Source organism: Pseudoalteromonas sp. PPB1 (genome assembly GCF_015356275.1).
GTDB classification, from domain to species: domain Bacteria; phylum Pseudomonadota; class Gammaproteobacteria; order Enterobacterales; family Alteromonadaceae; genus Pseudoalteromonas; species Pseudoalteromonas rubra_D.
In genome coordinates, this window is the sequence record NZ_JACEQV010000018.1 from 1 (window position 1) to 26206 (window position 26206).

Below are 26206 nucleotides of genomic sequence, written 5' to 3' on the forward strand. Positions count from 1 at the left end.
GTGTTTTCTTTAAAGCTTAGAAAAACCCCTCGAAAGTAAGGGGGGTTTTTCCGATCCAACCTGTGTCAAAGCGTGTCAACCTAACTCTCAATGATTCAAGTAATACAAATGCGTTGATTTTGAGAGGCGCTTCTACAACTTGCTCGGCGGCAGGCGCTTCTACAACTTGTTCAGCAGCAGGTGCTTCTACGGCTTGCTTAGCAGCAGGTGCTTCCTCTGCTTGCTCAGCTGTGGCATTGAGCTCAGCTTCAAACTCCGCAGCAGCCTGATCCGCGACTGGTACAAATGCAGGTGTTGCATCTTTATTCTCAGTACGTTTGCGTTTCTGGCCAGCTGCTCTCAGGTGACGTGGAGAGCGACGAGAGCGAGTGCGCGGCTGTTCGCGTTGCTCTTTGTCTTCTTCCGCTGTTTCTTCACCTTTTTGGCTGTCCTGAGCTTGATTCTGAGGAAGCTTGACCTCTTCATCCGCAGGGGCATCAGACGCAGGTACTTGAGCTTCCACAGCTTGTTGGGTCACTTCTTTTGTGACTGTTTCCGCTTTTTGCTCTGTAGCAGGCTGTTGCACTTGCTTTTGCTTTGAATCGTTTACAGTTTCAGCTTCAACTTCAACTACTTCATTAGCAGTTTGAGTCGTTTTTGATTCTCCCTCAATGCGCACCTTTTTCTTCAGGTTACGACGTTGGCGGCGAGGTTTGTTCGCTTTTTCTTGCGTTGCTTGTTCAGCATTATCCTGCTTCTGTTCAGAACTTTGCTCTGTATTTTGCTTCGCTTTATCAGAATCATTACGACGACGTTGGTTTTGACGACGGCGCTTGTTACGACCTTCGCTGCGTTCCTGATTGTCGTTTTGATCTTCTTTACGTGCCTTATTATCGCTGTTGTCTTGCTCAGCCTTACGGTTGTCATTGCGTTCATCGTTACGGCCATCATTACGACCATCGTTACGACGGTCATTACGATTGCGATTTTTACGACGCTGCTGATTGCGACGGCGGTTATCCTGACGTTGGCGAGGCTGTTGCTTAGGCTGCTCTTCCTCTTTTTGCTCTTCCTCAGTACCAAACAGACCTTTCAGCCATTTGCCAATGCGGCTTAGCAGGCCCGCTTCCTCTTCCACTTTCTTTTGTGCCTGAGGTTGTTTTGTCTCTTGCGCTGGTTGTGGTGCTGGAGCTGGCGCTGTTGGCATGGCTACGCCTTTCAGAACCGGTTCTTCTTTAACCACTGGTGTGGCAATTGGTGCGGCTACAACTTCAACTTCAGGTGTAACAACCTGATCATAGCTGACGCTTTCCGGCACATCATCTTTGCGCAGACGCACAACGTCATAGTGAGGCGTTTCCATGTGCTGGTTAGGAATGATCACTACATCACAGTTGTGGCGTTTTTCGATGCGCTGAACAGCCCGGCGCTTTTCGTTAAGCAGGTAAGAGCCCACTTTTACCGGTACTTGTGCATTAACCTGAGCGGTGTTCTCTTTGATGGCCTCTTCTTCGATCAAACGTAAGATGGACAAAGCAATCGATTCGTTTGAACGTATGGTGCCCTGACCATCACAGCGTGGACACGTATGCTGGCTGGCTTCACCTAATGACGGGCGCAGACGCTGACGAGACATTTCCAGCAAGCCGAAACGTGAAATCTTGCCGATTTGAACTCGAGCACGATCTGCGCGTACGGCGTCTTTCAGACGATTTTCCACTTCACGTTGGTGACGAGGAGGTGTCATATCAATGAAATCGATGACTATCAGGCCACCCAGGTCACGTAAACGTAATTGGCGGGCAATTTCGTCTGCGGCTTCTAAGTTGGTATTTAATGCTGTTTCTTCGATATCACCGCCTTTGGTTGCTTTTGACGAGTTGATATCGATAGAGGTCAGTGCTTCAGTTGGGTCGATAACGATAGAACCACCTGAAGGAAGACGTACCTCACGCTGGAAAGCAGATTCTATCTGACTTTCGATTTGATAGTGTGTGAATAACGGAACATCATTTTGATACAGCTTAACGCGGTTAATGAAGTCAGGTCTGAAACGCTCAATATGGGCTTTCGCTTCTTCAAATACACGTGCTTTATCAATCAGTATTTCACCGATATCGCGACGTAAGTAATCTCGGATAGCACGGAAAATAACGTTACTTTCCTGATGAATTAAGAAAGGTGCCTTACCGCTGTCTGCTGCATTTTGGATAGCTTCCCAATGCACAAGCAGCGCTTTAAGGTCATACTCTAATTCTTCAAAAGACTTACCAACACCTGCTGTACGGACGATTAGACCCATACCTTTTGGTAGATTCAGGCGGCTCAGCGCTTCTTTCAGCTCGATGCGCTCATCACCCTCGATGCGGCGAGAAATACCGCCAGCACGTGGGTTGTTTGGCATCAATACTAAGTAGCTACCAGCGACACTGATGAAAGTCGTTAGTGCTGCCCCTTTCTGGCCTCGTTCCTCTTTATCGACCTGAACAATGACTTCCTGGCCTTCTTTGATCACATCTTTGATGTTTGGACGACCATTGAAGGTGTAGCCTGATGGGAAGTATGTTTTGGCAATTTCTTTAAGAGGGAGGAAACCGTGGCGCTCAGCACCATAATCGACAAAAGCGGCTTCTAGGGAAGGTTCTATACGAGTGATTTTACCTTTGTAAATGTTGGCTTTTTTTTGTTCATGACCAGGGCTTTCGATATCAAGATCGTACAGACGCTGGCCGTCAACCAGTGCAACGCGCATTTCTTCTTGCTGCGTCGCATTGATCAGCATACGTTTCATATTTTTACTCTACTTAATTTTTTACACTTTGCCTGTGCACCTTAGTTCAGGTGTTTAGTGTTCCTATTTTTATAATGCAGTCTCACGACTGGGAGACGGGAACAATCATTTACTTCCGCATATAACGCTTATGCCACACTGCTTTTAAGTGGCGGGTTACAGAGTGTTTCACTCAGCTTACGGATGTCGCACGGGTCTAAATCTAACCCGACTAATCTACACAAGACATTAATAATTATTGCTTTTAATTTCGGTTATTTAGCTGTGTTTAATCAATACAATGAACTATTACACGCTTCATTTAAGATTAAACGCACGTATTTGTCACTGGGTCGGGTCGATAAAGCTATGGAAATCTCAGCTCTAATCTGTATGATCCTCCACCCAAGATGTGCATCACAGCGGCATCAATGCGATAAAAAGCACGCTCGCAAAGATAGGCGGGCCGATTATCCCACTAATACCCGCGTGATAGCAACTAAATTATTACTCAATTCAGTGATTAGGCAATGTCAGAAAAAACCGGCTTAAAGGTAAGTTTTGTAACCATAACGGAAGACCAACTCGGTCAGCGTATAGATAACTTTTTGCTTACCCATCTTAAAGGGGTACCGAAAAGCGCAATCTACAAAATTCTTCGCAAAGGGGAGGTCAGGGTTAACAAAAAGCGGGTTAAGCCAGTTTACAAACTACAACTGAATGATGAAGTACGCATTCCACCGGTTAAAGTGGCGGAAAAGTCCGAGTTCGTACCAAAGAACCTGGACAAGGTCGCGGGGCTTGAAGATGCCATCCTTTATGAGGATAAGTATCTGATAGTTATGAATAAGCCTTCCGGCATGGCGGTTCATGGTGGCAGTGGCTTGAGCTATGGGCTAATAGAGGCCATCCGTGCATTGCGTCCGGATGAAAGAAATCTCGAGTTGGTGCATCGATTAGACCGTGATACCTCTGGTTGTTTGTTGATTTCAAAGCGTCGTGCAATTCTAAAAGGGTTGCACGAACAGCTCAGAGAAAAAACCATGGAAAAAAACTACTGGGCATTGGTTTGTGGAGAGTGGTCTGCAAAACATAAAAATGTCACCGAGCCGCTGCGGAAAAATACGCTGCAATCTGGCGAGCGCGTGGTACGTGTGGACCATGAAGAAGGCAAAGCCTCTCATACCCGATTTCGCGTGCTAGAGCGTTTTGAAGGCGCAACACTGGTCCAGGCGTCACCGGTAACGGGTCGTACTCACCAAATTCGGGTGCACACGCAATGTAAAGGCCACCCAATTGCCTGTGATGATAAGTATGGTGATCAGGTGTTTGACAGTAAAATGCGCCAATTAGGCCTGGGTCGGTTATTCCTGCATGCTCGGGAGCTGAGGTTTATTCACCCTAAACACGAAACCACACTGCACGTTGAGGCACCGTTGGACAAAGCTCTGGAGCATTGCCTGAAAACTCTGAGAGGCAATAATGGCGCGTAAATTGGTCATTTTTGATTGGGATGGCACAGTAATGGACACTGTGCCCAAAATTGTGAATACCTTACATAAGGTTGCACAATACCATGCACTGCCTCCTATTTCGGATGATGCAGCCAAATCCATCATTGGCTTGTCGCTCGAAACGGCTGTGGCAACTTTGTTTCCCGAACAAAAAGAAAAAGCCGCCGAGCTAGCAAAGAGCTATAAAAGACTATATAAGGAAGACACAACACCCATTGCCGTGTTTGAAGGGGTCGAAGCATTGTTGGCTAGTTTGAAAGCACAAGGTGTTTTGCTTGCAGTTGCAACCGGGAAAAGCCGGGTAGGGTTAAACAACTTGTTGGCACATAGTGGCCTGGGTCACTATTTTTGCCTGACTAAAACAGCTGATGATGCAAAGTCAAAACCCGACCCTGAGATGTTGCAGCAGATCCTAACCGAGCTTGCGGTAAATGCCTGTGATGCAATCATGGTGGGTGACACTGGCATTGATATGCAACTTGCCACCAATGCAAACGTACCCGCTGTCGCAGTGACATTTGGTGCAGCCAGTGAAGCGCAATTAAGAGAGTATGCACCACTGGCCTTGTGCCATAGTTATGCGCAGTTGAGTGAGTTTTTATTGTCCGAGTACGTCGACGCCGAACTCAGCCAGTGATTTAGTCAGCTCAATCAGGGGAAGACCAATCAGGGTATTGGGATCTTCTCCTTCAAGTTTATCAAATAGGCAAATACCCAGCCCTTCACTTTTAAAACTGCCCGCACAATTGAGTGGTTGCTCTTTGGCAACATAGTGTTTGATCTGTGCCTCGCTTAGCGTCCGAAAGTGGACTTTAAATGGTACGACTTTCGTGATGACTCGCTGTGTTTCAAGCTGATAGACAGACAGCCCGGTCAGAAAAGTCACAACCTGACCACTGAATTGTTGAAGCTGCTTGTGGGCATTTTCGACGGTGTGAGGCTTACCAAGGATTTGGTCATTAAATAGAGCGACCTGATCTGAGCCGATCACCAATCCACTGCTATAATACTGGTGCGCTGTTTGCGCTTTGGCTTCACTTAATCGGGCAACCAGTTCGGCAGGTGTTTCTTTTGGATGTGCCGATTCATCAATGTCAGGCGAAAAACTGTCAAATTGCAGGCATAATTTTGCCAAAATTTGCTGCCTAAATGGTGAGCTGGAGGCTAAGATTAGTGGTGATTTCATAAATACCGGGACCGCGTTGGAGAAAATTTCCTATAGGATAATCGCAACGTGGCTAAAAACAATATGAAAGTTTAATTTTGCTTTGACTAAAGCAGTAACTATCTATATGATGCAGCCCCTATGCAAAAGGTGAAAATTCCCATCACCATTGATCCTTGCAAAGCGGCACAGCGCCGGGCCAGTTATGACGGTGTTATAGCGCTTGAAGAACTTTCTCGTTTGCAGCAAGTTGTGCAAGATCAAGTAGGTGAAATAGCGGTAACTATTCGTTGCGAAACAGACCAGCAAGGTTTGGTTGTAGTGCGTGGAAGCGTACAAGCCAAAGTCACAGTGTTGTGTCAACGTTGCAACGATAAACTAGGGTTGGATTTGGAACAAGACTTTGCGTATTCGCCAGTCGGATTAGGTGCAGAGTCGGACGAACTTCCTGAGTGCTATGATGTTGTGGAGTTGGATGAAGAAGGTGAAATTAATCTCCGGCAAATTGTCGAAGATGAATTGATACTGGCGATCCCCATCGTTCCTAAGCATGAAGAAGGATCTTGTTCTTTTTCTGATAAGCCAGTTAGCTTTGGTGACATAGAAGAACAAGAGAGCAAACCAAATCCATTTGAAATTTTAAAACAACTTAAGAAAGATTCTTAGGAGATAGGCTAATGGCGGTACAAAAAAGTAAAGTGTCACGTTCACGTCGTGGCATGCGTCGTTCACACGATGCTATTAACGGTCCTACACTAACTGTAGATCAAGTTTCTGGTGAGACTCACCGTCGTCACCACGTAACTGCTGACGGTTACTACAAAGGCGAAAAAGTAATTTCTAAGTAAGAGATTGCTTTATGCACGCTGATCTAACCATAGCGTTAGATATGATGGGGGGCGATTACGGCCCCCGTTCATCAATACCCGCCGCAATCGAAGCGGTAGAAAAACACCCCCGTTTGATACTGTTGCTATGTGGCAACCGTACCGTTCTTGAAAGTGCACTGGAAAAAGCCAATGCGCTGTCTCATCCACGTCTAATTGTTAAACATTGCGATGAAGTCGTCACCAATACATGCGAGCCTGCTCAGGCGCTGCGAAATAAACGCAATTCTTCTATGCGCGTTGCACTTGATCTAGTAAAAGCCGGGCAAGCACAAGCCTGCGTTAGCTCGGGTAACACAGGCGCATTGCTCAGTATGGCCCATTATGTATTGAAAATGCTGCCGGGCATCAAACGGCCAGCCCTTATCACGTCCGTACCAACAGAAAAGAAACAACCCGTATACTTGTTAGATTTAGGTGCTAATGTGCAATGTGATCCTGAGACTTTATTGCAGTTCTCTATTATGGGATCCATTGTAGCGGGCGCAGCGCTTAAGATTGACAGGCCCAAAGTACATTTGCTCAACATTGGATTGGAAGACATCAAAGGGCATGATGGTATCAAACAAGCTGCTAAATTAATGCAGGACTGTCCAGTGATTAATTATCAGGGTTATTGTGAGGGCAGTGATATATTTTCGGGCAAGTCAGACGTCATTGTCTGTGAAGGGTTCGTTGGCAATGTTGCGTTGAAAACTTGTGAAGGGATCGCCAAACTTATCATGTTTAAGTTTACAAAAGCGTTGAAAAAGCATCTTTTTTACCGTTGTTTGGCGTTTTTACTTAGACCCGTCATAAAAAAACTGTATAAACGTGTGAACCCCGACCAGTATAATGGCGCAAGTCTGGTAGGATTGCGCGGTATTGTAGTGAAAAGTCACGGAAATGCGTCGAAGAAGGCATTTATGGCTGCTATCGAAGAAGCGGCCAGAGAGATCGACAGACGTATTCCAGATAAGATCCAGGCGACCTTTGAAGAAATGGCGCCGATTGAAGAGACATCTGCCAGATCCTAGTTTCATCCAAATAGTGTTGCTTAGGAAACGGCAGGATATAGAAATCAAAAGAGCACACTATGTCACAAAAGATTGCTTTACTATTCCCAGGCCAGGGCTCTCAGAGCGTTGGTATGCTGGCGGAATTACTAGAAACCTCCCAAGTTGTTCAGGATACGTTTGCAGAAGCTTCTGCTGCGCTGGGATACGACTTAGTTAAATTGGTATTAGATGGCCCCGAAAGCGAATTAAACGAAACACACCGCACTCAGCCAGCATTGCTGACTGCCAGTGTCGCGATTTTCCGTCAATGGCAGACTGAGCAGGTCGACGCTGAGCTGGTATTGGCAGGCCACAGTCTGGGTGAATATTCAGCGTTGGTATGTGCAGGTGTGCTTGATCTGGCCACGGCTGTTAAGTTGGTAGAGAAACGCGGCCTGTACATGCAACAGGCAGTGCCGGCGGGCACAGGGTCTATGGCGGCAATTATAGGCCTGGACGATGATGTCATTGCGACAATCTGTGAAGAGCAGGCTGAACAGCAAGTGGTAGCTCCGGTTAATTACAATTCACCGGGGCAGGTGGTCATTGCAGGCCATAAAGAAGCGGTTGAGCGAGCATCTGCAGCTTGTAAAGAAGCCGGAGCTAAACGCGCCTTACCATTGGCTGTGAGTGTACCTTCTCACTGTGCGCTGATGAAGCCAGCGGCACAGCAACTGGCAGCAGATTTGGCAGAGATTGAATTCGCCGCGCCGGTTTTCCCTGTCATCAATAATGTTGATGTTGCGCAGCAGCAAAGTGGTGAAGCAATTAAAGATGCACTTGTTCGTCAGTTATACAGCCCGGTTCGTTGGACCGAAACTGTTCAGCAATTGGCGAAAGAGGGGATCACACAGGCTTACGAATTTGGTCCGGGTAAAGTACTAACTGGGCTGGCCAAGCGAATTGATAAATCTGTAGCGTGCAGCGCCGTCAATGATGCGGCTGCAATCACGTCTGCAAAATAAATGACGGAATTATATATGACAAACCTATTTGATTTGACAGGTAAAGTTGTACTTGTCACGGGCGCAAGCCGAGGCATTGGTAAAGCAATCGCTAACGCGATGGTAGCACAGGGTGCAAAAGTAGCTGGTACTGCAACTAGTGAGTCTGGTGCAGATAAAATTTCTGAGTATCTGGGTGACAATGGTAAAGGGTACAAATTAAATGTAACCGACGCAGACTCAATTGAAGCAACACTGCAGGCGATTAAGCAAGACCTAGGTGATGTAGATGTGCTGGTAAACAATGCCGGTATTACCCGTGATAACCTGTTGATGCGCATGAAAGAGCAAGAATGGGATGACATTCTTGATACCAACCTGAGCTCAATTTTCCGTTTGTCTAAGGCTGTTTTGCGTCCTATGATGAAGAAAAAATCAGGTCGTATCATCAATATTGGCTCAGTAGTTGGCACTATGGGTAACGCTGGTCAGACAAACTATGCTGCTGCTAAAGCGGGCGTTATTGGGTTCTCGAAGTCGATGGCTCGTGAAGTTGCATCACGCGGTATTACTGTGAATGTGATCGCACCTGGTTTTATCCAAACTGACATGACTGATGAGCTAACTGACGAGCAAAAAGCGGCAACGCTCGCGAACGTGCCGGCAGGACGTCTTGGTAAGCCAGAAGAGATCGCAGCAGCGGCAGTTTACCTCGCATCAGATGCTGGAGCCTATGTTTCTGGTGAAACTTTGCACGTAAACGGCGCTATGTACATGGTGTAACAATTGTCAGCGAGATTGAAGTTTTTGTGATCTTGCGGCAATCTTACTTGAAATTGCTAGTAAAATAGGCGATAAAAGTAAAAAATATTTAGTAACAGGTTTGACCAGAAAAAAAAGTCATGGTCAATCCTTGAATCACAGTATGATGCGCCGTAAACTACGCCGCAATCTGAAATTAACGCGATAGCGTTTAAATAAAGGAAAGAAGAATGAGCGACATCCAAGAACGCGTAAAAAAAATCATCGTTGAGCAACTAGGTGTTAAAGAAGAAGAAGTAAAATCAGAAGCGTCTTTCGTAGACGATCTGGGTGCTGATTCTCTTGACACTGTTGAGCTGGTAATGGCTCTTGAAGAAGAGTTCGATACTGAGATCCCTGACGAAGAAGCTGAGAAAATCACTACTGTTCAGGCAGCGATCGACTACGTTACTGCTCACGCTGAGTAATTAACGGTTTAAATTAGGGCAGCGTTCGCTGCCCTGATTCTTTGTACCCCCCATCATTTCGAAAATCCCTTTTGGAGGAAACCGTGGCTAAACGTCGAGTCGTAGTAACTGGCTTAGGTATGTTGACGCCGTTAGGTAATGACGTTGAGTCAACCTGGCAGGGCTTGTTAGAAGGCCGAAGTGGTATTCGCAATATCACACACTTTGACACTACTCAGTTCGGTACTAAATTTGCGGGTCTGGTCAATGATTTTGACGAGACTCAATTCATGTCAAAGAAAGACGCCAAGAAAATGGACTTGTTCATTCAGTACGGCATTGCTGCGGGCGTACAGGCGCTTAAAGATTCCGGATTGGAAATCACAGAAGACAATGCCAATCGTGTTGGTGTTGCTGTGGGTTCTGGGATCGGGGGCCTGACACTGATTGAAGAAAACCATGTTAAGTTGCTTAACAGTGGTCCACGAAAACTGTCTCCATTTTACGTACCTTCGACCATTATCAATATGATATCGGGTCATTTGTCGATTATGCACGGTCTGAGAGGTCCTAATATCTCTATCGTTACGGCATGTACTACAGGTTTGCATAATATTGGCCATGCGGCACGCATGATTGCCTATGGTGATGCAGATGCTATGGTTGCCGGTGGTGCTGAGAAAGCATCAACGCCAATTGGTATGGGTGGCTTTAGTGCGGCCCGAGCCCTGTCAACACGTAATGATGACCCTCAAGCTGCGTCTCGTCCTTGGGATAAAGATCGTGACGGTTTTGTGCTGGCTGACGGTGCAGGTGTGATTGTACTGGAAGAGTATGAGCATGCTAAGGCGCGTGGCGCTAAGATTTATGCTGAACTTGTTGGTTTTGGCATGAGTGGTGATGCATACCACATGACATCGCCGCCTGAAGACGGTGCTGGTGCTGCATTGGCGATGGAAAATGCCTTACAAGATGCGGGTGTCAATGCCCAACAAGTTGGCTACATCAATGCTCATGGCACGTCTACATCGGCGGGTGACAAAGCAGAAACCTCAGCGGTTAAGTCTGTTTTCGGTGATGCTGCAAAAGAGGTGATGGTAAGCTCGTCTAAATCAATGATGGGCCACTTATTGGGGGCTGCAGGCTCTGTTGAGTCTATTATTAGTATTTTGTCACTACAGCACCAAAAAGTGACACCGACTATCAACCTGGATAATCCAGACGAAGGGTGTGACTTAGATTATGTGCCACATACAGCACGTGATGCTAAGTTGGACTATGCGCTATGTAACTCATTTGGGTTCGGCGGAACAAATGGCTCTTTACTATTCAAGAAAGTCTGATAGTTGATCAATCATAAAAGCCCGGCAGTGCCGGGTTTTTTTATGCCTTTTTGACGCTGTCTCAGCCATGAATATGATAAAGTTAGGCTAATATTGCAGAGGTGGTAAAGCGTAATGCATCAGGTAAACAGCCGGGATCGGGGATTGAATTATGGTGATGGCTTTTTTACAACAGTCCGAGTGTGTGAAGGCAAGCTGGATAGGTGGGAAGGACACTTACAGCGCCTTAAGCAATGTGCAAGTGCACTGTACTTTCCTGTGCTTGACCTGAATACGTTGTCAGAACATTGTGAAATCGCTGCCAGGGAGATAAATGATGGTGTGCTTAAGGTAGTGATCACCCGAGGTGAGGGCGGCAGAGGCTATGGGTTACCCGATGAGCCGCAGTTAACTACTTTATTATCTTCATCGGCTTATCCAGCCCATTATGAAAACTGGCGTGTAAAGGGTGTGAGTCTTGCCCTATCTGATGTGCGTCTGGGCCACCAACCTCTGTTAGCCGGATTAAAAACGCTGAATCGCCTTGAGCAGGTGCTGATTAAACAAAATGCCGCCACCAAACAAGCTGATGATGTTCTGGTCATGGATCTTCAGGGAGAAGTGATTGAAAGCTCTGCCGCTAATATTCTGATCTGTAAAGATAAACGCTGGTATACCCCGGACTTGTCTCATTGTGGCATACAGGGCGTTTTTCTCTCGAGCCTGCAAATGTACAACCCCATAGAAACGGCCTCGATGGACTTAGCTTTTGTCTATGCCGCTGATGCCGTTTATCTATGTAACAGCCTGATGGGCCTTGTGCCAGTGCGTCAGATAGATCACCAGCAATTTAGTCTGAGTAAAGCTCAAGCATTGGCCTCGGAGCTTGTTGTTAAAGCATGATGAAAAAACTGATATTAATTTTTTTGCTTGGGTTGGTTGTTCTTATGCTGACAGCCACACAGTATATATCGCAGCTTAGCAATGCGCCCCTGTTGAGTAATACGCGCTATTTTGAGGTTAAACGGGGTGACACCTTTGTGGCAATTTGCCAGCGTTGGCAACAAGCGCACTGGATTGAGCGCTGTCTGCCTTACCAAGTGTATGGGAAAATGTTTCCTGAGCGGGTTAACGTTAAGGCTGGTGTCTACGAATTACAAGGCCTGAGTGTGCTTGACGCGCTGTCAAAGTTAACCACAGGCGCACAGGCCGACTTTATGTTTACAATCATAGAAGGGCAAACCTTTAAGCAAGTATTGGCAAATCTCAAAGCAGCACCATTTATCGATTTTGACTTGAACGAAACGAATCTGGCCCGGCACTTTTGGGGTGAGATAGAGGAGGTTTTTGGTGCCGCAGATTTTCACCCGGAAGGCTGGCTGTATCCCGAAACCTATCATTATCATGCCTACAATAAAGCATCTACTTTGCTCAAACACGCCAGTGAACGTATGCAAACACAGCTGACCTTGGCCTGGCAACAACGAGCGCAGGATCTGCCTATCAATTCAGCCTATGAAGCATTGATCCTGGCGTCCATTATTGAGAAAGAAACGGGTAAAGCACAGGAGCGCCCAGTGATTGCGTCTGTTTTTGTAAACCGATTGAACCGTAAAATGCGATTGCAAACTGATCCAACAGTGATATATGGCCTGGGAGATAGCTTTGACGGAGATATTAAGCGTCGTCACTTACGTGAATATACGCCATATAATACATACAGAATTAAAGGCTTACCTCCAACGCCTATCGCAATGCCGTCATTTGATGCCATTAAAGCGGCAACTCAGCCCGCACAGACCGACTATCTTTACTTTGTCTCCAAAGGTGATGGCAGTCACTATTTCTCAAAGTCATTAAAAGAGCATAACCAGGCGGTGAAGCGCTACATCTTGAATAAACAAAATGGCTAAGTGGTTGAAAATAAGTGAGTGCTTTAAACTCTGGTCTCAAGCGGCTGTATATTGTAGACAAATATGGTATACCAGCATCATAACACTACACGCAGAATAAAAACTGGAGCTCTGTAAATGAATAAGTTGAACGCGCTCACGCTCGCCGTAGCGATCGCTTTGTCGGGTTGTGCTCAGGATAGCCGGGTCAATCAGACTGATGCTGCGCCCTCTACTGCTGCATCATTGTCACGTACCGATATCGACAAGCAAGTTAATGCATATACGCAAACTTTTATTAATCATCAGCCTGCACTGGCCACTTCGTTAAAGTTGCCCGCAGAGCAATACGGTAGTTACGCCGACAGGTTACCTGACTATTCAGCATCTGGTATGCAGGCACTGCAAATCGATATGAATAACGCCGCGGAAAAATTAAAGCAACTACAATCACACAAAATGAGCGAAGATGATCGCCTGCACCTGCGTGTGAACGAAGTACTGGCGCGTTACTATGCTGGTGACGCACAATTTAGTGGTGGTTATATCGACACTTGGGGCGGGCATCTACCTTATATCGTTAACCAGCTTTCCGGACCCCTGGTGGATATTCCTAACCTACTTAAAGATCAACACAGCGTTGAAAACCTGCAGGATGCACAAAACTACCTAGGCAGGCTAGAAGCGTTTGCAACACTTACAGAGCAGGTTCGAGGCAAGTTAGCAGGTGATGCTGAAAAGGGCATTATTCTACCCAAAGTATTGTTTCCGAATACCTTTGGTTATCTGAATAACTTTATCGCGCATGCAAGTGATAAGCACCCGTTGGTCACTTCGTTCGAGCAGAAATTGTCAGTGCTGACATCGGTGTCTGCCGAGCAACGTACTCAGCTTGTCACAAAGGCGACTGCGCTGGTAAATGAGCAGATTTATCCTGCTTATCGCCGTGTGATTGCTGATCTGGAAGTACTGCAAGAAAAAGCACCTGAGAAAGTCGGGATTTGGGCTCAACCTGGTGGTGAAGCTTTCTACCAGCATGAAATTACGTATCTGGCTGACTCAGACCTCAGCGCGCAGCAGATCCATGATATTGGTCTTGCCGAAGTAAAACGGATCACAGAGCGGATGGATCAGATCCTGCGCGAAAATGGCTATACGACAGGCTCCGTGGGTGATCGTATGAAGCAGCTCAACGATGAGCCTCGCTTTCTGTACGAGGACAGTGATGCAGGCAGAGAAGCCTTGTTAACCTTTTTACGGGGTGAAATTGAGACCATCAATAAAAAAGCGCCGCAGTATTTCTCGACGTTACCACCCCAAGAAGTCGAGGTGCGTCGTATACCCAAAGAAGTTGAAGCCGGTGCACCAGGTGGTTACTACAGCGCCCCTTCTTTGGATGGCAGCCGTCCGGGCGTGTTTGCCATCAACCTCAAAGATATGAAGGCAGTGCCCAGCTTTGGTATGAAAACGCTGACCTATCACGAGGCGGTTCCTGGTCACCACTTCCAAATTGCCCTGAACATGCTGCAAACAGACATAGGTCTGATGCGTCAGAACGCTTCATTTAATGGTTATATCGAGGGCTGGGCTCTGTATTCTGAACTCGTCGCGTATGAAATGGGCATGTATGAAGGCGATCCGTTCGGTGACCTGGGTCGCTTGCAGGCCGAAGCCTATCGCGCTGCGCGCCTGGTGGTTGATACGGGTCTGCACTATAAAAAGTGGACGCGTCAGCAGGCGATAGAGTACTTTGCAGAGGCAACGGGCTCGGCAATGAGCGATGTAACATCGGCCATTGACCGCTATATAGCTTGGCCCGGACAGGCGCTTGGTTACAAACTAGGTATGATCAAACTCGTTGAATTGCGTGATAAAGCACGCAAGGCGCTGGGTGATAAGTTTGATGTCAAAGCCTTCCATGATGTCATTTTGCTTAAGGGCGCAAGGCCACTGGCCATCGTAGAAGATGATGTTGACCGCTGGGTGGCATCACAAAGTTAAAGAAAAGGTGGCGCAGCCACCTTTTTTATCCCTTCATTCAGCCTGAATAGGTTAATCCTAATTTCACTTCTGTTTTTTAATTCCGGCTACTCCATCGTATTACTTCTTTGCTTCTGATCGTTACTTTCATTGCTGATAGCACAATAAATGAATAAAAAATATTGTATACAATATAAATTCATTGTAGGGTGAATAGGTCTGATACAGACAAATCATCAATGGGAACTCAACAGGAATTAGAAATGCGTAACAATAAAAAGAATACGCAGGCGATCCGTCATACTCTGGCTGCGAGTGCTATAGCGCTTGCGTTAGGGAGCGCGGTGCCTGTGCTTGCAGCGGACGGAAATAGTCTGGTTAGAGGTAATATTGTCAGTGGGCAGGGCAGTGAGCTTAACGAAGTCGAACTGGTGTTTACACATAAAGCGAAGGGGTTGACCTTCAGCACAACAACCAACGCTCAGGGCGAATATATCCTGCGTAACCTGCCTGTTGGTCAGTATCAGGTAACGATTAGCAAAGATGGTTTTGAGTCGGTCATGGAAGAGCTGGTTCAGGTAAACATCGGCCAGTCAGTACTATTGGATGCACAACTTTATCGTGTGGGTGCCACAGATATTGAGCGTATCGCTGTGTCGGGTACCGCCATTCGTCGGGTTGATATGGCTTCATCAACAGCGGGTGTCACTTACACAGATGAAGAAATCAAAGCCATGCCCGTTAATACTGGTTTTGAAAGTATTGCATTGCTGGCTCCTGGCACTGCAGAACCCGGAGGTTCAGACTTTAAAGGTGCATCTAGCTTTGGCGGCTCTTCGTCTGCTGAAAATGGCTATTATTTTAATGGTTTGAATGTCACCAGTATTCGCACCGGTTTGGGGTCTATTCGTTTGCCCTGGGAAGCAATTGCGCAAACTCAGGTTAAAACAGGGGGTGTCAGCCCTGAATTTGGAGGCGCACTCGGTGGGATTGTGAATGCAGTTTCTAAATCCGGTGATAACGATTTCAAATTGGGTGTCGAAATGCGCTATGACCCGAATAGTCTGCGAGATCAGCATGACTCTATTTACCAGAGTAATGGTGTTGTGGGTTATGACACCAATACCCAGCAGTCAGACGAATCCTTTAAGGAAATTCAGGTGTGGACCAGCGGCGCGTTGATTGAAGACTCGTTGTTCTTTTATGGATTACTTGCGCCACGCAGAGAAAACCATACCTGGGCAAGACAAACAGTCTACAACGACCGTGATCGAGAAGAAGATCGCTGGTTTGCTAAGTTAGATTGGTTTATCAGTGAAGACCACTCTGTGGGTTTTTCAGCGATGAACAACAAACGGACTTGGGATACCACATCCTATGGATATGACTGGGAAACCAATGTAATAGGAGAGCAACGTGGTGTTGCTGCCCCCGGCGAAGACGGCGGCAAAGTATACAGTCTTAATTACAACGGTTATATCAATGACTTTTTCTCAGTCTCTGCTGTATTGGGTCGGGTATCGGAAAATGTCGAAAATGTAGTGGCATCCACAGAGCCTGGTGTGTGGGATGAGCGCGATGGCTTTGTCACGGTGTCGTCTCATACCGCGAGCAGTGTCACAGAAGAAGAGTTTGTGCGCGACCAGTTTAAACTCGACTTTACCTGGGATCTTGAAATGCACTCTGTGTCATTTGGTCTGGATTACAGCAAGATTACGGTTGACTATTATGAAGGTCAAAATGGCTTAGGTGAGGCACAGGGGTGGTGGACTATCTTAACCGCGTCAGAAGACGATATTTCTGGTGCGCCACAAGGCACGGATTACATTGAGCGCCGGGTGCGCACCAGAGAAGTGGATTCTGATTCAACTGCATTGGCATTCTATGTAAATGATAGCTGGCAGGCGACGGATAATCTGGTACTGAATTTGGGCTTCAGATACAGCGAATTTGAAAACACGGTCTCTGATGGGCGTGCTTTCGTTGATATGAAAGATCAGTTTGCACCGCGGCTGCAGGCTATTTATGACTTACATGGTGATGGTAGCGCAAAAATCTTTGCAACTTATGGTCGTTATTTTCAGCCCGTCTCAGTCAATATGAACGTAACACAGGGGTCTTCTTCCATTGAATGGTTTGAGTATTATGCATTGGACGAAGTGGATGCCAATGGGCAACCTGTACTGGGGGCAGATGGCTCTCCAAGCCGAGGGGCACAGTTGCGTGATCGTTACTGGCGTCAACGCGGTATTACGGAACCCGGATTGATTGCTTCATCAAGCCTAAAGCCCATGTACTCAGATGAATTCACTTTGGGCTACCAGCAAGAAGTGTTCGGCGATATGGCGCTTGGTATTCGTGCAATCTACAGGGATTTGGGACGCAGCGTAGAAGATACTGATGTAGGTCCGGTGCTAGCTAAAAAGTTGGCTGAAATGGGAATTACAGACAATGTTGGGCAAAGTTCCTACTATGTGCTGAATAACCCGGGCGAAGCCATTACCATGAGTTACGACTTTGACGGCGATGGCCAGGTTGATGAAATTAGCCTGAGCGCAGAGGAACTGGCGTTACAACAAGCTAAGCGTAAGTATCTGGCGCTGGAGTTTACGCTTGAAGGCAGCATCACAGATCGTTTGAGGATCAACTCATCTTATACCTGGTCCCATAGCTATGGGAACACCGAGGGATTGGTTAAAACCGACAATAACCAGGCGGATCCAGGTTGGACAACGTCTTATGATTATGCCGATTTAATGGATAATGGTTACGGCAATTTGCCTAATGATCACCGCCATGCGTTTAAATTTGCCGGTGCGTATGAACTGACTGACGAGTTGACACTGGGTATGGTTGCTCGTGCCATTTCAGGTCGCCCGACCAATTATTTATCCCTGCATCCCCGAAATGTTGATAGCTGTAAGAACGGCAGCCCCTGGGATGCGTGTGTGAGCCGTGATTACGGTCATGTTAGTCATTATGATGAGAACGGCAGCGCGGCGCCGCGAGGCAGCATTGACACCTTACCTTGGTTGACCAACATCGATTTATCCATGACTTACAACACTGAAATTTCAGGTCATGATTTGATGCTCAAAGCCACAGTATACAACCTGCTGAATAACGATGCTGCGTTGGACATCACTGAAACGAGAACACGAAATAGCTCAGTAGAAGGTCAGGAACTGGAACTCAATCCAGACTATGGTCTGGTGACCCGCCGTCAGGAGGAGCGCTACATTTCCCTGGTTGCTCGTTTTACTTTTTGATCGTTTGTTTCCCTGGTCAGTCGGGCTTCGTGCCCGGCTTTTCTTTATGGAGAAGTGATGAAACTAGATTTTAGACGGTGTCAGATGCCACAACACTGGACACGAGTAACAGCATTGGATATGCACACGGCTGGCGAACCGCTGCGTATTATTACCTCAGGTTTGCCTGAGCCGAAAGGGAATAACATGGTCGACAAACGCTTGTATTGCCTGACGCGCTATGAAGACATGCGCAAAATGCTGATGTTTGAGCCACGCGGACATGCAGATATGTATGGTGCGTTGCTGACTGAACCGCAGCGTACAGACAGCGCCTTTGGTGTCTTGTTTATGCACAATGAGGGGTATTCCACCATGTGTGGTCATGCGGTGATTGCACTGACTGAGCTGGTAAGAACCCAGAGCTCAGAGGCAATGGGTGAGCAACAGTTGAAGATGGATACGCCTGCGGGGCAGATCTGCGCATTTTATTCTGGCGACAAAAAACAGGTGGGATTTTACAACGTTGCGTCTTTCGTTTGTCAGCTGAATGTGCCGGTAACACTGGCCGGAATGCGCACTGTGTACTGTGATATTGCATTTGGTGGTGCTTATTATGCGTATGTCGACGCCGATCAACTCGATCTGGCTCTGAGCCTGCAAAATAGCGAAGAGATCATTTGTCTGGGCAGGAAAATAAAACGCGCATTAGCAGGCAAGGTTCAACTTGAACACCCTGAAGACGTGTCGTTGGGTTTCTTATATGGCGTTGTGTTCTATTCCAATTCACAGGTGAGCGGAGCGCATTGCCATAGCCGTCACGTGTGCATTTTTGCCGATGGCTCGCTGGATCGCAGCCCCACAGGCACAGGTGTAAGCGGCAGAGCCGCATTGCTGGCTGCGCGGGGAGCGCTTGGCTGGGACGAGACTATCCATATTGAAGGGATCCTAGCATCCGGATTTGATGTCAGTATCGATGCGGTTTGTCAGTATGGTGGTCGGGATGCGGTGCGACCAAAAGTGACAGGCGAAGCGTATGTCACCGCGGAACATACATTTTGGCTGGATCCCAACGATCCAATTCAACAAGGGTTTATTCTACGATGAATCAGTATCTACAACGACAAACTCAAATACGCAATTTGCTGAAGTCATCTGGGCACCAGGGCATGGTGGTATTCGGCTACGAAAATATCCGTTACTTGTGCGGGTTTAGCGGGCACGCAGCAACGTTGTTGATCAGCCATGAGCAATGCCAGCTGATCACAGATTACCGCTACTATGAGCGTGCGCAGGCTGAAGCGCAGCAGGCCGAAGTCATATTGAGACACAGAGATACTGAAAGCCTGGGTCACTGCCTGAGTCGCTTATCCGCAGAGCTTAAGGCACTGGCTTTCGATGCTGCACACATTGATGTAGGTCAGTGGCAAGAGATCAGCCGCGAGCTTTCTGGTCGTGTATTAACCCCTTGCACAGGTTTTATTGAGCAATTACGACAAGTGAAAACTGACCAGGAAATTTCCTGCATTCGTCATGCCGCTCAAATCGCTGATCAGGCACTGGCGGACACCTTGCAACTCGTTAAAGAAGGGATCAGTGAGCGCGACTTGGCCCTTGAGCTGGATTATCGTATGCAAAAATTGGGGTCTGAGGGGGTTTCTTTTGACACTATTCTCTTATTTGGCCCTCGCAGCGCTTTGCCTCATGGCAACCCCTCGACACAGAAGCTTCAACATGGTGATTTGATCCTGATAGATTTTGGGGCTGTTGTTGGCGGCTATCGTTCTGATATGACACGCACGTATGTTTACGGTAAACCAAGCGCGGAGCAACGCAGCATATTTGATACGGTGCAAAGCGCCCAGCAGGCAGCATTGGCTAGAGCATGTGCAGGTGAAGATTGTCAGGCTCTCAATGCGGCTGCGCATGCGGTCATGATGAACAGTGATTTTGCTCAGTATGCAGGAGAAGGGCTGGGACATGGTCTCGGACTTTTTCTGCATGAACAGCCCTTCATCAAACCGGGCGTTGATTACCGCCTGGAACCAGGCAATGTGATCACCATTGAGCCCGGGATTTATATTCCGGACGTTGGTGGCGTACGACTGGAAGAAGATATTGTGATCACGCACTCTGGCTATGAGTTGTTGACGCATGCCCCACAAGATTTTGAGTTATAAAGGAAGCACTATGAAAATGATAGAGCGAGCGCAGGTGCAACAGGCGCTGAGTTTTCCCACTTTGATTGCTGCGCTGCAGCGGGGGTTTGCTAGTACGCATACTATGCCCAGGCGCAGCGTCTTCGAGCTGGACGCTCAGGCCACTAATCATGACGCATTTGCTGTGTTGCCAGCATGGAATGACGCAGTGATAGGTGTTAAGGCTTTTACCTACTTCCCGGGTAATGAAGCACATGGCAAAGCCAGTTTGTATTCAAAAATAATGCTGTTTGGTCGTAAGCATGGTGAACCTTTGGCGCTGGTGGATGGCACTCAGGTGACGTTATGGCGCACGGCTGCTGTTTCTGCACTTGCGGCGTCTTATTTAGCCAGAGAAGACGCGAGGCACCTGGTGATGTTTGGTGCAGGGAATCTGGCTCCTTATATGGTGCGTGCCCATCTGGCGGTGAGAAATTACGAGAAAGTGACGCTGGTTGCCCGTAACCCGGACAAAGGAGCAACTCTGAAAGCGACTCTGACACAGGCCTTTCCTGAGGTTAACTTTGTGCTCGGCCAGAGTAATGCTGGGCTAATAGGTTCAGCAGATGTAATTTGTACTGCGACGGGCTGTCACACTCCGCTGTTTGACGGGCGTTGGTTGAGTCCGGGGACGCATATAGATCTGATTGGTAATCATCATAAAGATGCACGAGAGATTGATACCGCGACATTGCTTGCCAGCCGGGTATATGTTGACAGTAAAACCAATGTTCTGAATGAGGCTGGTGAGTTGCTTATCCCAATTGCGGAAGGGGTGTTTAGTGCAGATCAGGTAGCAGGAGAGCTGGCCGACATGGCTCGGAAAAACTGTTTTCTGAGGCTTAATGACAGTGAAATTACGCTGTTTAAGTCAGTTGGTACAGCGCTCAGTGATTTGCTGGCCGCGAAACTGGTGCTGGAGCTAAGCTGAGGTGTGGAAATTTACAAGGAGGAATAAACAACGTTGTCGTATGTGTCCAATCATTGAGCTGGTGGTTGTCAATGATAAACGATTGCTTAATCCGCTGATTTGCCATCAGGCGCATATACTGGTGACCTATCAATACGGTGGACAATCAATGAGCGATACCTTGCTGTATGATCCGATTTTGGTTGAACGATTTAAGTCAGGCCAGCAATGTCAGGTGTTGGCTGACAATCATGGTATTGTGCTGGTTTAACACTTTCAAACACTCTCTCACTGAAAGGTACGCAAAGACTTTATACACTTTACCCGAATAAAATAAACACAGTCAGGGTAAAGATTATGAAAAACTGGATCGCATTCTCTTTGGTCGCCGTATTCGCAAGCGGCTGCGCGCATCACAATAACGTCCGTCCTTCTGCGGATGGTAAGCACTATGTGAACTTGACCGCAGAAACCAGAGAGGCGGCAGGTAAGGAAGCACTGGAACAGGCAAACCATTATTGCGATGAGCAAGAGCGTGGTCACGCTTATATACAAAATGAGGATATTACCTACATGGGGTCAATGCCTGAGCAGGAATATTTGCAAAAGCGTAATATCGCAACAGCAGTGGAAGCAGCCGGCACGGCGATGTGGATTTTGGGTGAAAATGCCGTTGATGATGTGGGTGCAGCTATGAGCATTGGCGGTGGTATTGCAGAAGATTCAATGGGCGAACCTTATCAAATCACGTTAGCATTCAGCTGCAAGTAACACTGTGTCAGAGGTAAAAGCGGGCCTTTGATACTCAGATCTTACTCTGATTTATCACCCGCTCAGGAGCTGGCTGGATTCCAAAGGTTGTTGTTTTTTAGAGCGATTTGGTTAAACTATTAACAAGTCGTTAGTTACTGCACCAGGCACTGGCATGCTCATCCGGATTGCTCCGTTTTCACTTCTGTTGATTATCTTGTTGTGCTGGCAAGGTCTGGTTTATGCTGCCACCGAAGTGCAGGAGCCTGTCAATATCGCCGTTGTGGGCAAAACTAAAAATGACAGCTTTTATCAGCAATCTCATAAAGGCTGCCAGCGCTTTGCCCGGGACCACCCAAATGTGCATTGCATTTACGATGGTGCGGATGATTATCAGGACGTCAGAACACAAGTGTTGATCGTCAAAGAGCTGATCCGAAAGGGCATTGACGGATTACTTATTTCAACCACGGATTCTCAATTCCTTGTCGATGGCGCACTCAAATTGGCAGCAAAACATGCCATCCCCGTTATCACTTTTGACTCCGATCTGCTTTCGAAGCATGCAGCCTACCGACTCGCATATGTAGGTACCAATAATTTTGACTTCGGTAAAGCGCTGGGTGAAGAAGCAAAGCGTTTTAAAATCGAACCACAGCAGTATATATGCCTGCAATCAGGACACCAGACGACACCAAACCTGAACCAACGCATTGCGGGGGTGCGCTATGCATTGTCCGGTCAAAGCACGAAAAGACTGTCGGGTGAAAATGGGTGGATTGAACACTATCGCTGTCCGTTGTTTACGTTTGGCAGACGGGCTGATGCATTGGATCAGCTTGTCACTATGATGAAATATCCCGACCCCCCTATTTTTCTTGCTGTTGCCGGGTTTGCGCAGTTTAATCCTGATTACATCACTCGCATGGCACAGTTCAAATCTCTTATTGCTGATGGGAAGCGGGTGATTATTTCCGCCGATACTGAAAATAGTCAGCTAAAGGCGCTGCAAAGAGGGTTATCAGTGACGAACATCGGACAAAAACCCTTTGAAATGGGGCGTCTCGGTGCTGAGCTTTTGCATCAATTTATTACGCAGGGCAGGGAACCTGCTCAATCTCACTATTTTTTGGATTTTCATTATTGCAATAAGGGAAATTCGGAAACTTGTACGACCAACCATTGATATTTGCCTTAGTGGTACTAAAATAATCGAATAAACATAACCTTAAAAGCTCGGTAGGTAGATGAAGAAGTCTCTGTTATTGTTGCTGTTGTTGTGCAACAACGCGTTTGCCGGGCCCTTACACTTTGTGTCAATCAATTATTTGATTGAGCAGGAAGTGGGCCGTCTGGTTTTACCGGAAATCTATCAAAAGCTGAATGTGTCAATTGTCATTACACCTTATCCGGGAAAGCGTGCACAGCAGCTGGTACGCAGCGGAAAAAGACATGGTGAAATCATGCGCATTTTTAGCTACGGTAACGAAAACCCTCACACCATCCGTGTTCCTACGCCGTATTATATGTTAGAGACGATGGCATTTATTCGCAATGACGGCAAAGTTAACATCCAAAGTGAACAAGACTTAAGGCAGTACCGAATTGCAAAAGTACGTGGTGTAAAACACACCAATAACATCACCGAGGGGATGCCCCGAGTTGAGGACACTGATACCACCATCCAGGCGCTTAACTTGGTATCTAAGGGGTTGGCCGACGTTGCGCTGACCAATCGTATTGATGGTTTGGTGATGCTGGCACAGGCGGGGATTGAAAATGTAATACCGCACCAGCGCAGTTTTCGTGAACTCGCGCTCTACCACTATATCCATAAGGATCAGCAACATTGGGTCGAAGAAGTGGATGCCGTATTACGCGGCATGAAGCAAAGCGGTGAACTGGCAGAGTTAATAAGAAAAGCAGAAAACCAGGTTATCACGCAACACTGTCGGCAAAGCACAACGGCCACTGAACTATGCCGACAGCACATGCTTCAGGAGGAAGACTGAGCTGCGCGATTGGCACGCCACTGGCGTATTTTGTTGCCAAAACTGAGCTTTAGGCGCCAGTAAACAATTATAAGCAAAATGACCAGCCCCGGTAGCTCTAACACTCCTGAGTCGACAAAAGACTGTGGTAGCATCTTGGCGGCACCTTGTGACACAAATGAGCCGACCGATATAAACAAGGCAAAGCACATTCTCCATAAATGACGCATCAATCGCGGTGTGGACGCAAGCCCTTGTGCATACACCAAGCGCATGTCGCCAATAAAAGACAATGCGGCGAGTATTGCAAAAAAGTAGTAGTCATAGGCGCTTATGCCATGTTTTATTTCAGCCTGGCTGGTGCCCGCCTGATTGCTGAAATAAACACAAGCAATCACAATCAGCAGGGAGCATACGGGAAATGTGTAGTCAAACCTTCCCTGTGTATTAGGTGCAGATTTGACGGCCAGCCACCCCGACAGAACTAGGTAGGTTGTAAAGGTGCCAGCGATGGCGGTGATGATCATAGGCTGTAGTATTGCGATCATTGTACCGCTGACAGCCATTATCAGCATGGTATAGACAAACCATGTCCCTGCCGAAGCGTGTAGTGACTTTCCTTTTGCTACGGCGATAGCGGTTGCACCGGCGGCAAAGGCAACACTCCCAGTGATTATGTGCGCTAGCATGGTGAATGTAATCTGTTCCATCTTATGATCCTGTATATTGCGATGTGGTTGAGTTGCACTTTATACTGACTAGTCAAAGACTGTCGTCCGATACTAAAGGTTAGGACATGAATAATAATTATAAGTATTTAATTCATGGAGTTGAGTGGTTTTGTTTGAGGCTGAATTTGCGTTTGTGTACACCTTTTTACTCGGTGCTGTTGGACTGGCTTTAACTGTGTTAACTGGCAGGGCGAGGCGCTGGCATTGTTATCGGGCGCTGGTACTGTTTCTTTTTTCGCTGTTTGTTATTTTGTCGGGTCCGTTTGTCTTTACACACTATCCGTCAGCCCAATATATCTATATCGCAGCTATCGTTCCTGCCTGGTTGCTGCTGTTTCCTTGCTTTTATTTATACACGCAAGCTTTAACATCACCCGTCCCCTGGCAATTTAATCGCGCTAGTATGTGGCATTTTATCCCTGCCAGCGTTTCATGTGTGCTGTCAGCGAGTCTGATGCAATTGCCTGAATCCGAGTTATTTGCCATTTTCTTTGCAGAGGATAACGTCGAGCTAACGGCTGACGCACGTTTTACAGTCTGGCTGATCATTATCTTGATGCTGTTTTGGCCGGTGCAAAGTTTGTTTTATGTGCTAAAGGCCTGGCGCAAGGTGATGAACTACAGGCGTAAGTTGCAAGCGGTATTTTCAAACACCCAGGAGCGCGAACTGAACTGGTTAGTTGTGGTACTAATACTGATGTTATTTACCTGGTGTTGGCTGGCACTGACACTCTTTCAGGATTTAAGTGCGCAACCCACGTTACTGCGTGAAGGGGGCGTCGCGGTGCTGAGTACTATCAGCATCTGGTTTGTGCTGTTTTGGTCATTACGACAAAAACCAGGTTTTGGCAAAATCTATGGTTTCACCGAGCAGCTTGACATGACAGGGGATGAACGCCGCGTTATGGCGACTGCTCGCGTCGATGTAAAATACCAGCACTCAGCACTGGGTGACGAGCAGTCAAAGCGCATTGCGCAGAAGATCCATCGCGCGGTGGTAACGGAGCAACTCTATCTGGAGCCAGACCTGACTCTCTACAGGCTGGCTGAGTCTATCGGTGTGTCAGCCAATTATGTGTCTCAAACCCTGAATCAGACCCTGGGACAGTCGTTTTTTGACTATATCAACAAGGCACGGATTGACGCAGCGATTAAGCTGCTGCTTGCTGATGATAATAAGACAGTACTGGACATTGCTATGGCGGTTGGCTTTAACGCGCGCTCGTCTTTTTATAAGGCATTTAAAACTCATACAGGAATGACACCGGGTGAGTATAAAAAAGGGTAAGTGCGATGAGTTAGATGTGTTTATATTTTAAATTTTGTTGATTTACAGTTAATTTAATTGGTTGCATTAGTTGCTTTCATAAAGTAGCCTAGCTGTAGTCAATAAATGAACAAGGAAAATAAAAAATGAAAGTCAAAATAAATAAATTGAAAAACCTGTCTGGCAATAACCCTTTACCTGCTGATCAGACACCTCAGGTGGCAGGTGGCCAGCGCCAGGACATCACCAACAATAGACAGTGCTTTATTAGTGAACCTTATTGGGGATGCACAGCTGGTGCGTGTCGGGATTAATAGCCGGCAATTGATAGCCTCAGCGTCTTATTACGACGCTGAGGTGTTGGTGTATTAAAGCAGCCACATTGATCTGAAGAATAAAATTGCCTTTCTAAT

The 26206-nt window shown here is 47.0% G+C and carries 25 protein-coding genes; 22 read left to right on the forward strand and 3 right to left on the reverse strand.

What is annotated here, in order from left to right; all coding sequences use genetic code 11:
• Positions 1 to 16: 16 nt before the first annotated feature.
• A complete protein-coding gene (rne, locus tag IY568_RS17010; protein WP_228553416.1) occupies positions 17 to 2770 on the reverse strand; it encodes a ribonuclease E in 2754 nt (917 codons plus the stop codon).
• Between the two features lie 509 nt (positions 2771 to 3279).
• Between rne and rluC the strand changes: the two genes are divergently transcribed.
• Together rluC and IY568_RS17020 are read left to right on the forward strand one after the other, a co-directional pair.
• Positions 3280 to 4242: a 23S rRNA pseudouridine(955/2504/2580) synthase RluC gene (gene rluC / locus IY568_RS17015; RefSeq protein ID WP_125561874.1), complete on the forward strand. Its 963-nt coding sequence runs from the start codon at positions 3280 to 3282 to the stop codon at positions 4240 to 4242.
• Entirely contained in the window at positions 4232 to 4900 is a 669-nt protein-coding gene (locus tag IY568_RS17020) for an HAD-IA family hydrolase (protein ID WP_125561872.1), read from the forward strand. The genes rluC and IY568_RS17020 overlap by 11 nt, the downstream gene beginning before the upstream one ends.
• On the opposite strand, the gene IY568_RS17025 is transcribed toward IY568_RS17020, so the two are convergent.
• Positions 4862 to 5449: a Maf family protein gene (locus IY568_RS17025; RefSeq protein WP_125561870.1), complete on the reverse strand. Its 588-nt coding sequence runs from the start codon at positions 5447 to 5449 to the stop codon at positions 4862 to 4864. The two genes, IY568_RS17020 and IY568_RS17025, sit on opposite strands and share 39 nt — an antisense overlap.
• A 120-nt stretch (positions 5450 to 5569) precedes the next feature.
• On the opposite strand from IY568_RS17025, the gene yceD reads away from it, so the two are divergent.
• The 18 genes from yceD to IY568_RS17115 all read left to right on the forward strand — a co-directional run bounded on the left by yceD (position 5570) and on the right by IY568_RS17115 (position 23816).
• Positions 5570 to 6094 carry a 23S rRNA accumulation protein YceD gene (gene yceD / locus IY568_RS17030; protein ID WP_125561868.1) on the forward strand — a complete coding sequence of 175 codons (525 nt, stop codon included), beginning with the start codon at positions 5570 to 5572 and terminating at the stop codon, positions 6092 to 6094.
• Between the two features lie 11 nt (positions 6095 to 6105).
• Positions 6106 to 6276, forward strand: coding sequence for a 50S ribosomal protein L32 (rpmF, locus tag IY568_RS17035; protein ID WP_010382129.1), 171 nt, complete (start codon positions 6106 to 6108; stop codon positions 6274 to 6276).
• A gap of 11 nt (positions 6277 to 6287) precedes the next feature.
• Entirely contained in the window at positions 6288 to 7331 is a 1044-nt protein-coding gene (gene plsX, locus IY568_RS17040) for a phosphate acyltransferase PlsX (protein WP_125561866.1), read from the forward strand.
• 59 nt (positions 7332 to 7390) lie between these two features.
• On the forward strand, positions 7391 to 8317 hold the full coding sequence (gene fabD, locus IY568_RS17045) for an ACP S-malonyltransferase (protein WP_138537715.1): 927 nt from the start codon (positions 7391 to 7393) through the stop codon (positions 8315 to 8317).
• Positions 8318 to 8332: 15 nt separating this feature from the next.
• The gene (gene fabG, locus IY568_RS17050; RefSeq protein ID WP_125561862.1) at positions 8333 to 9079 is read left to right on the forward strand and encodes a 3-oxoacyl-ACP reductase FabG; all 747 of its coding nucleotides are present in this window, start codon (positions 8333 to 8335) and stop codon (positions 9077 to 9079) included.
• Positions 9080 to 9288: 209 nt separating this feature from the next.
• Positions 9289 to 9525 carry an acyl carrier protein gene (gene acpP, locus IY568_RS17055; protein WP_010374019.1) on the forward strand — a complete coding sequence of 79 codons (237 nt, stop codon included), beginning with the start codon at positions 9289 to 9291 and terminating at the stop codon, positions 9523 to 9525.
• A gap of 83 nt (positions 9526 to 9608) precedes the next feature.
• Positions 9609 to 10847 carry a beta-ketoacyl-ACP synthase II gene (gene fabF / locus IY568_RS17060; protein ID WP_138537717.1) on the forward strand — a complete coding sequence of 413 codons (1239 nt, stop codon included), beginning with the start codon at positions 9609 to 9611 and terminating at the stop codon, positions 10845 to 10847.
• A 114-nt stretch (positions 10848 to 10961) separates the two neighbouring features.
• Positions 10962 to 11729, forward strand: coding sequence for an aminodeoxychorismate lyase (pabC, locus tag IY568_RS17065; protein ID WP_194868200.1), 768 nt, complete (start codon positions 10962 to 10964; stop codon positions 11727 to 11729).
• On the forward strand, positions 11729 to 12739 hold the full coding sequence (mltG, locus tag IY568_RS17070) for an endolytic transglycosylase MltG (RefSeq protein WP_323744758.1): 1011 nt from the start codon (positions 11729 to 11731) through the stop codon (positions 12737 to 12739). The genes pabC and mltG overlap by 1 nt, the downstream gene beginning before the upstream one ends.
• 117 nt (positions 12740 to 12856) lie before the next feature.
• Positions 12857 to 14719 carry a DUF885 domain-containing protein gene (locus IY568_RS17075; protein ID WP_194868202.1) on the forward strand — a complete coding sequence of 621 codons (1863 nt, stop codon included), beginning with the start codon at positions 12857 to 12859 and terminating at the stop codon, positions 14717 to 14719.
• A 242-nt stretch (positions 14720 to 14961) separates the two neighbouring features.
• Positions 14962 to 17967 carry a TonB-dependent receptor gene (locus IY568_RS17080; RefSeq protein WP_125561854.1) on the forward strand — a complete coding sequence of 1002 codons (3006 nt, stop codon included), beginning with the start codon at positions 14962 to 14964 and terminating at the stop codon, positions 17965 to 17967.
• A gap of 57 nt (positions 17968 to 18024) precedes the next feature.
• The gene (locus IY568_RS17085) at positions 18025 to 19053 is read left to right on the forward strand and encodes a proline racemase family protein (RefSeq protein ID WP_194868203.1); all 1029 of its coding nucleotides are present in this window, start codon (positions 18025 to 18027) and stop codon (positions 19051 to 19053) included.
• A complete protein-coding gene (locus IY568_RS17090; RefSeq protein ID WP_194868204.1) occupies positions 19050 to 20126 on the forward strand; it encodes a M24 family metallopeptidase in 1077 nt (358 codons plus the stop codon). The genes IY568_RS17085 and IY568_RS17090 overlap by 4 nt, the downstream gene beginning before the upstream one ends.
• Positions 20127 to 20136: 10 nt before the next feature.
• Positions 20137 to 21075: an ornithine cyclodeaminase family protein gene (locus tag IY568_RS17095; RefSeq protein ID WP_125561849.1), complete on the forward strand. Its 939-nt coding sequence runs from the start codon at positions 20137 to 20139 to the stop codon at positions 21073 to 21075.
• Positions 21076 to 21115: 40 nt separating this feature from the next.
• Positions 21116 to 21325 carry a hypothetical protein gene (locus IY568_RS17100; protein WP_125561846.1) on the forward strand — a complete coding sequence of 70 codons (210 nt, stop codon included), beginning with the start codon at positions 21116 to 21118 and terminating at the stop codon, positions 21323 to 21325.
• Between the two features lie 86 nt (positions 21326 to 21411).
• Complete coding sequence (locus IY568_RS17105) at positions 21412 to 21825, forward strand: hypothetical protein (RefSeq protein ID WP_010382100.1); 414 nt, start codon at positions 21412 to 21414, stop codon at positions 21823 to 21825.
• Positions 21826 to 21979: 154 nt separating this feature from the next.
• Entirely contained in the window at positions 21980 to 22990 is a 1011-nt protein-coding gene (locus IY568_RS17110) for a substrate-binding domain-containing protein (RefSeq protein WP_194868205.1), read from the forward strand.
• A 61-nt stretch (positions 22991 to 23051) separates the two neighbouring features.
• Positions 23052 to 23816, forward strand: coding sequence for a substrate-binding periplasmic protein (locus tag IY568_RS17115; protein WP_125561842.1), 765 nt, complete (start codon positions 23052 to 23054; stop codon positions 23814 to 23816).
• On the opposite strand, the gene IY568_RS17120 is transcribed toward IY568_RS17115, so the two are convergent.
• On the reverse strand, positions 23801 to 24505 hold the full coding sequence (locus IY568_RS17120; RefSeq protein WP_194868206.1) for a hypothetical protein: 705 nt from the start codon (positions 24503 to 24505) through the stop codon (positions 23801 to 23803). The two genes, IY568_RS17115 and IY568_RS17120, sit on opposite strands and share 16 nt — an antisense overlap.
• 124 nt (positions 24506 to 24629) lie before the next feature.
• Here IY568_RS17120 and IY568_RS17125 point away from each other — a divergent pair, with 124 nt between their 5' ends.
• Positions 24630 to 25814 (forward strand): AraC family transcriptional regulator, encoded by a 1185-nt coding sequence (locus tag IY568_RS17125; protein ID WP_194868207.1) that lies wholly within the window; start codon positions 24630 to 24632, stop codon positions 25812 to 25814.
• A 125-nt stretch (positions 25815 to 25939) separates the two neighbouring features.
• Positions 25940 to 26107, forward strand: coding sequence for a hypothetical protein (locus IY568_RS17130; protein ID WP_194868208.1), 168 nt, complete (start codon positions 25940 to 25942; stop codon positions 26105 to 26107).
• The last annotated feature ends 99 nt before the right edge of the window (positions 26108 to 26206 follow it).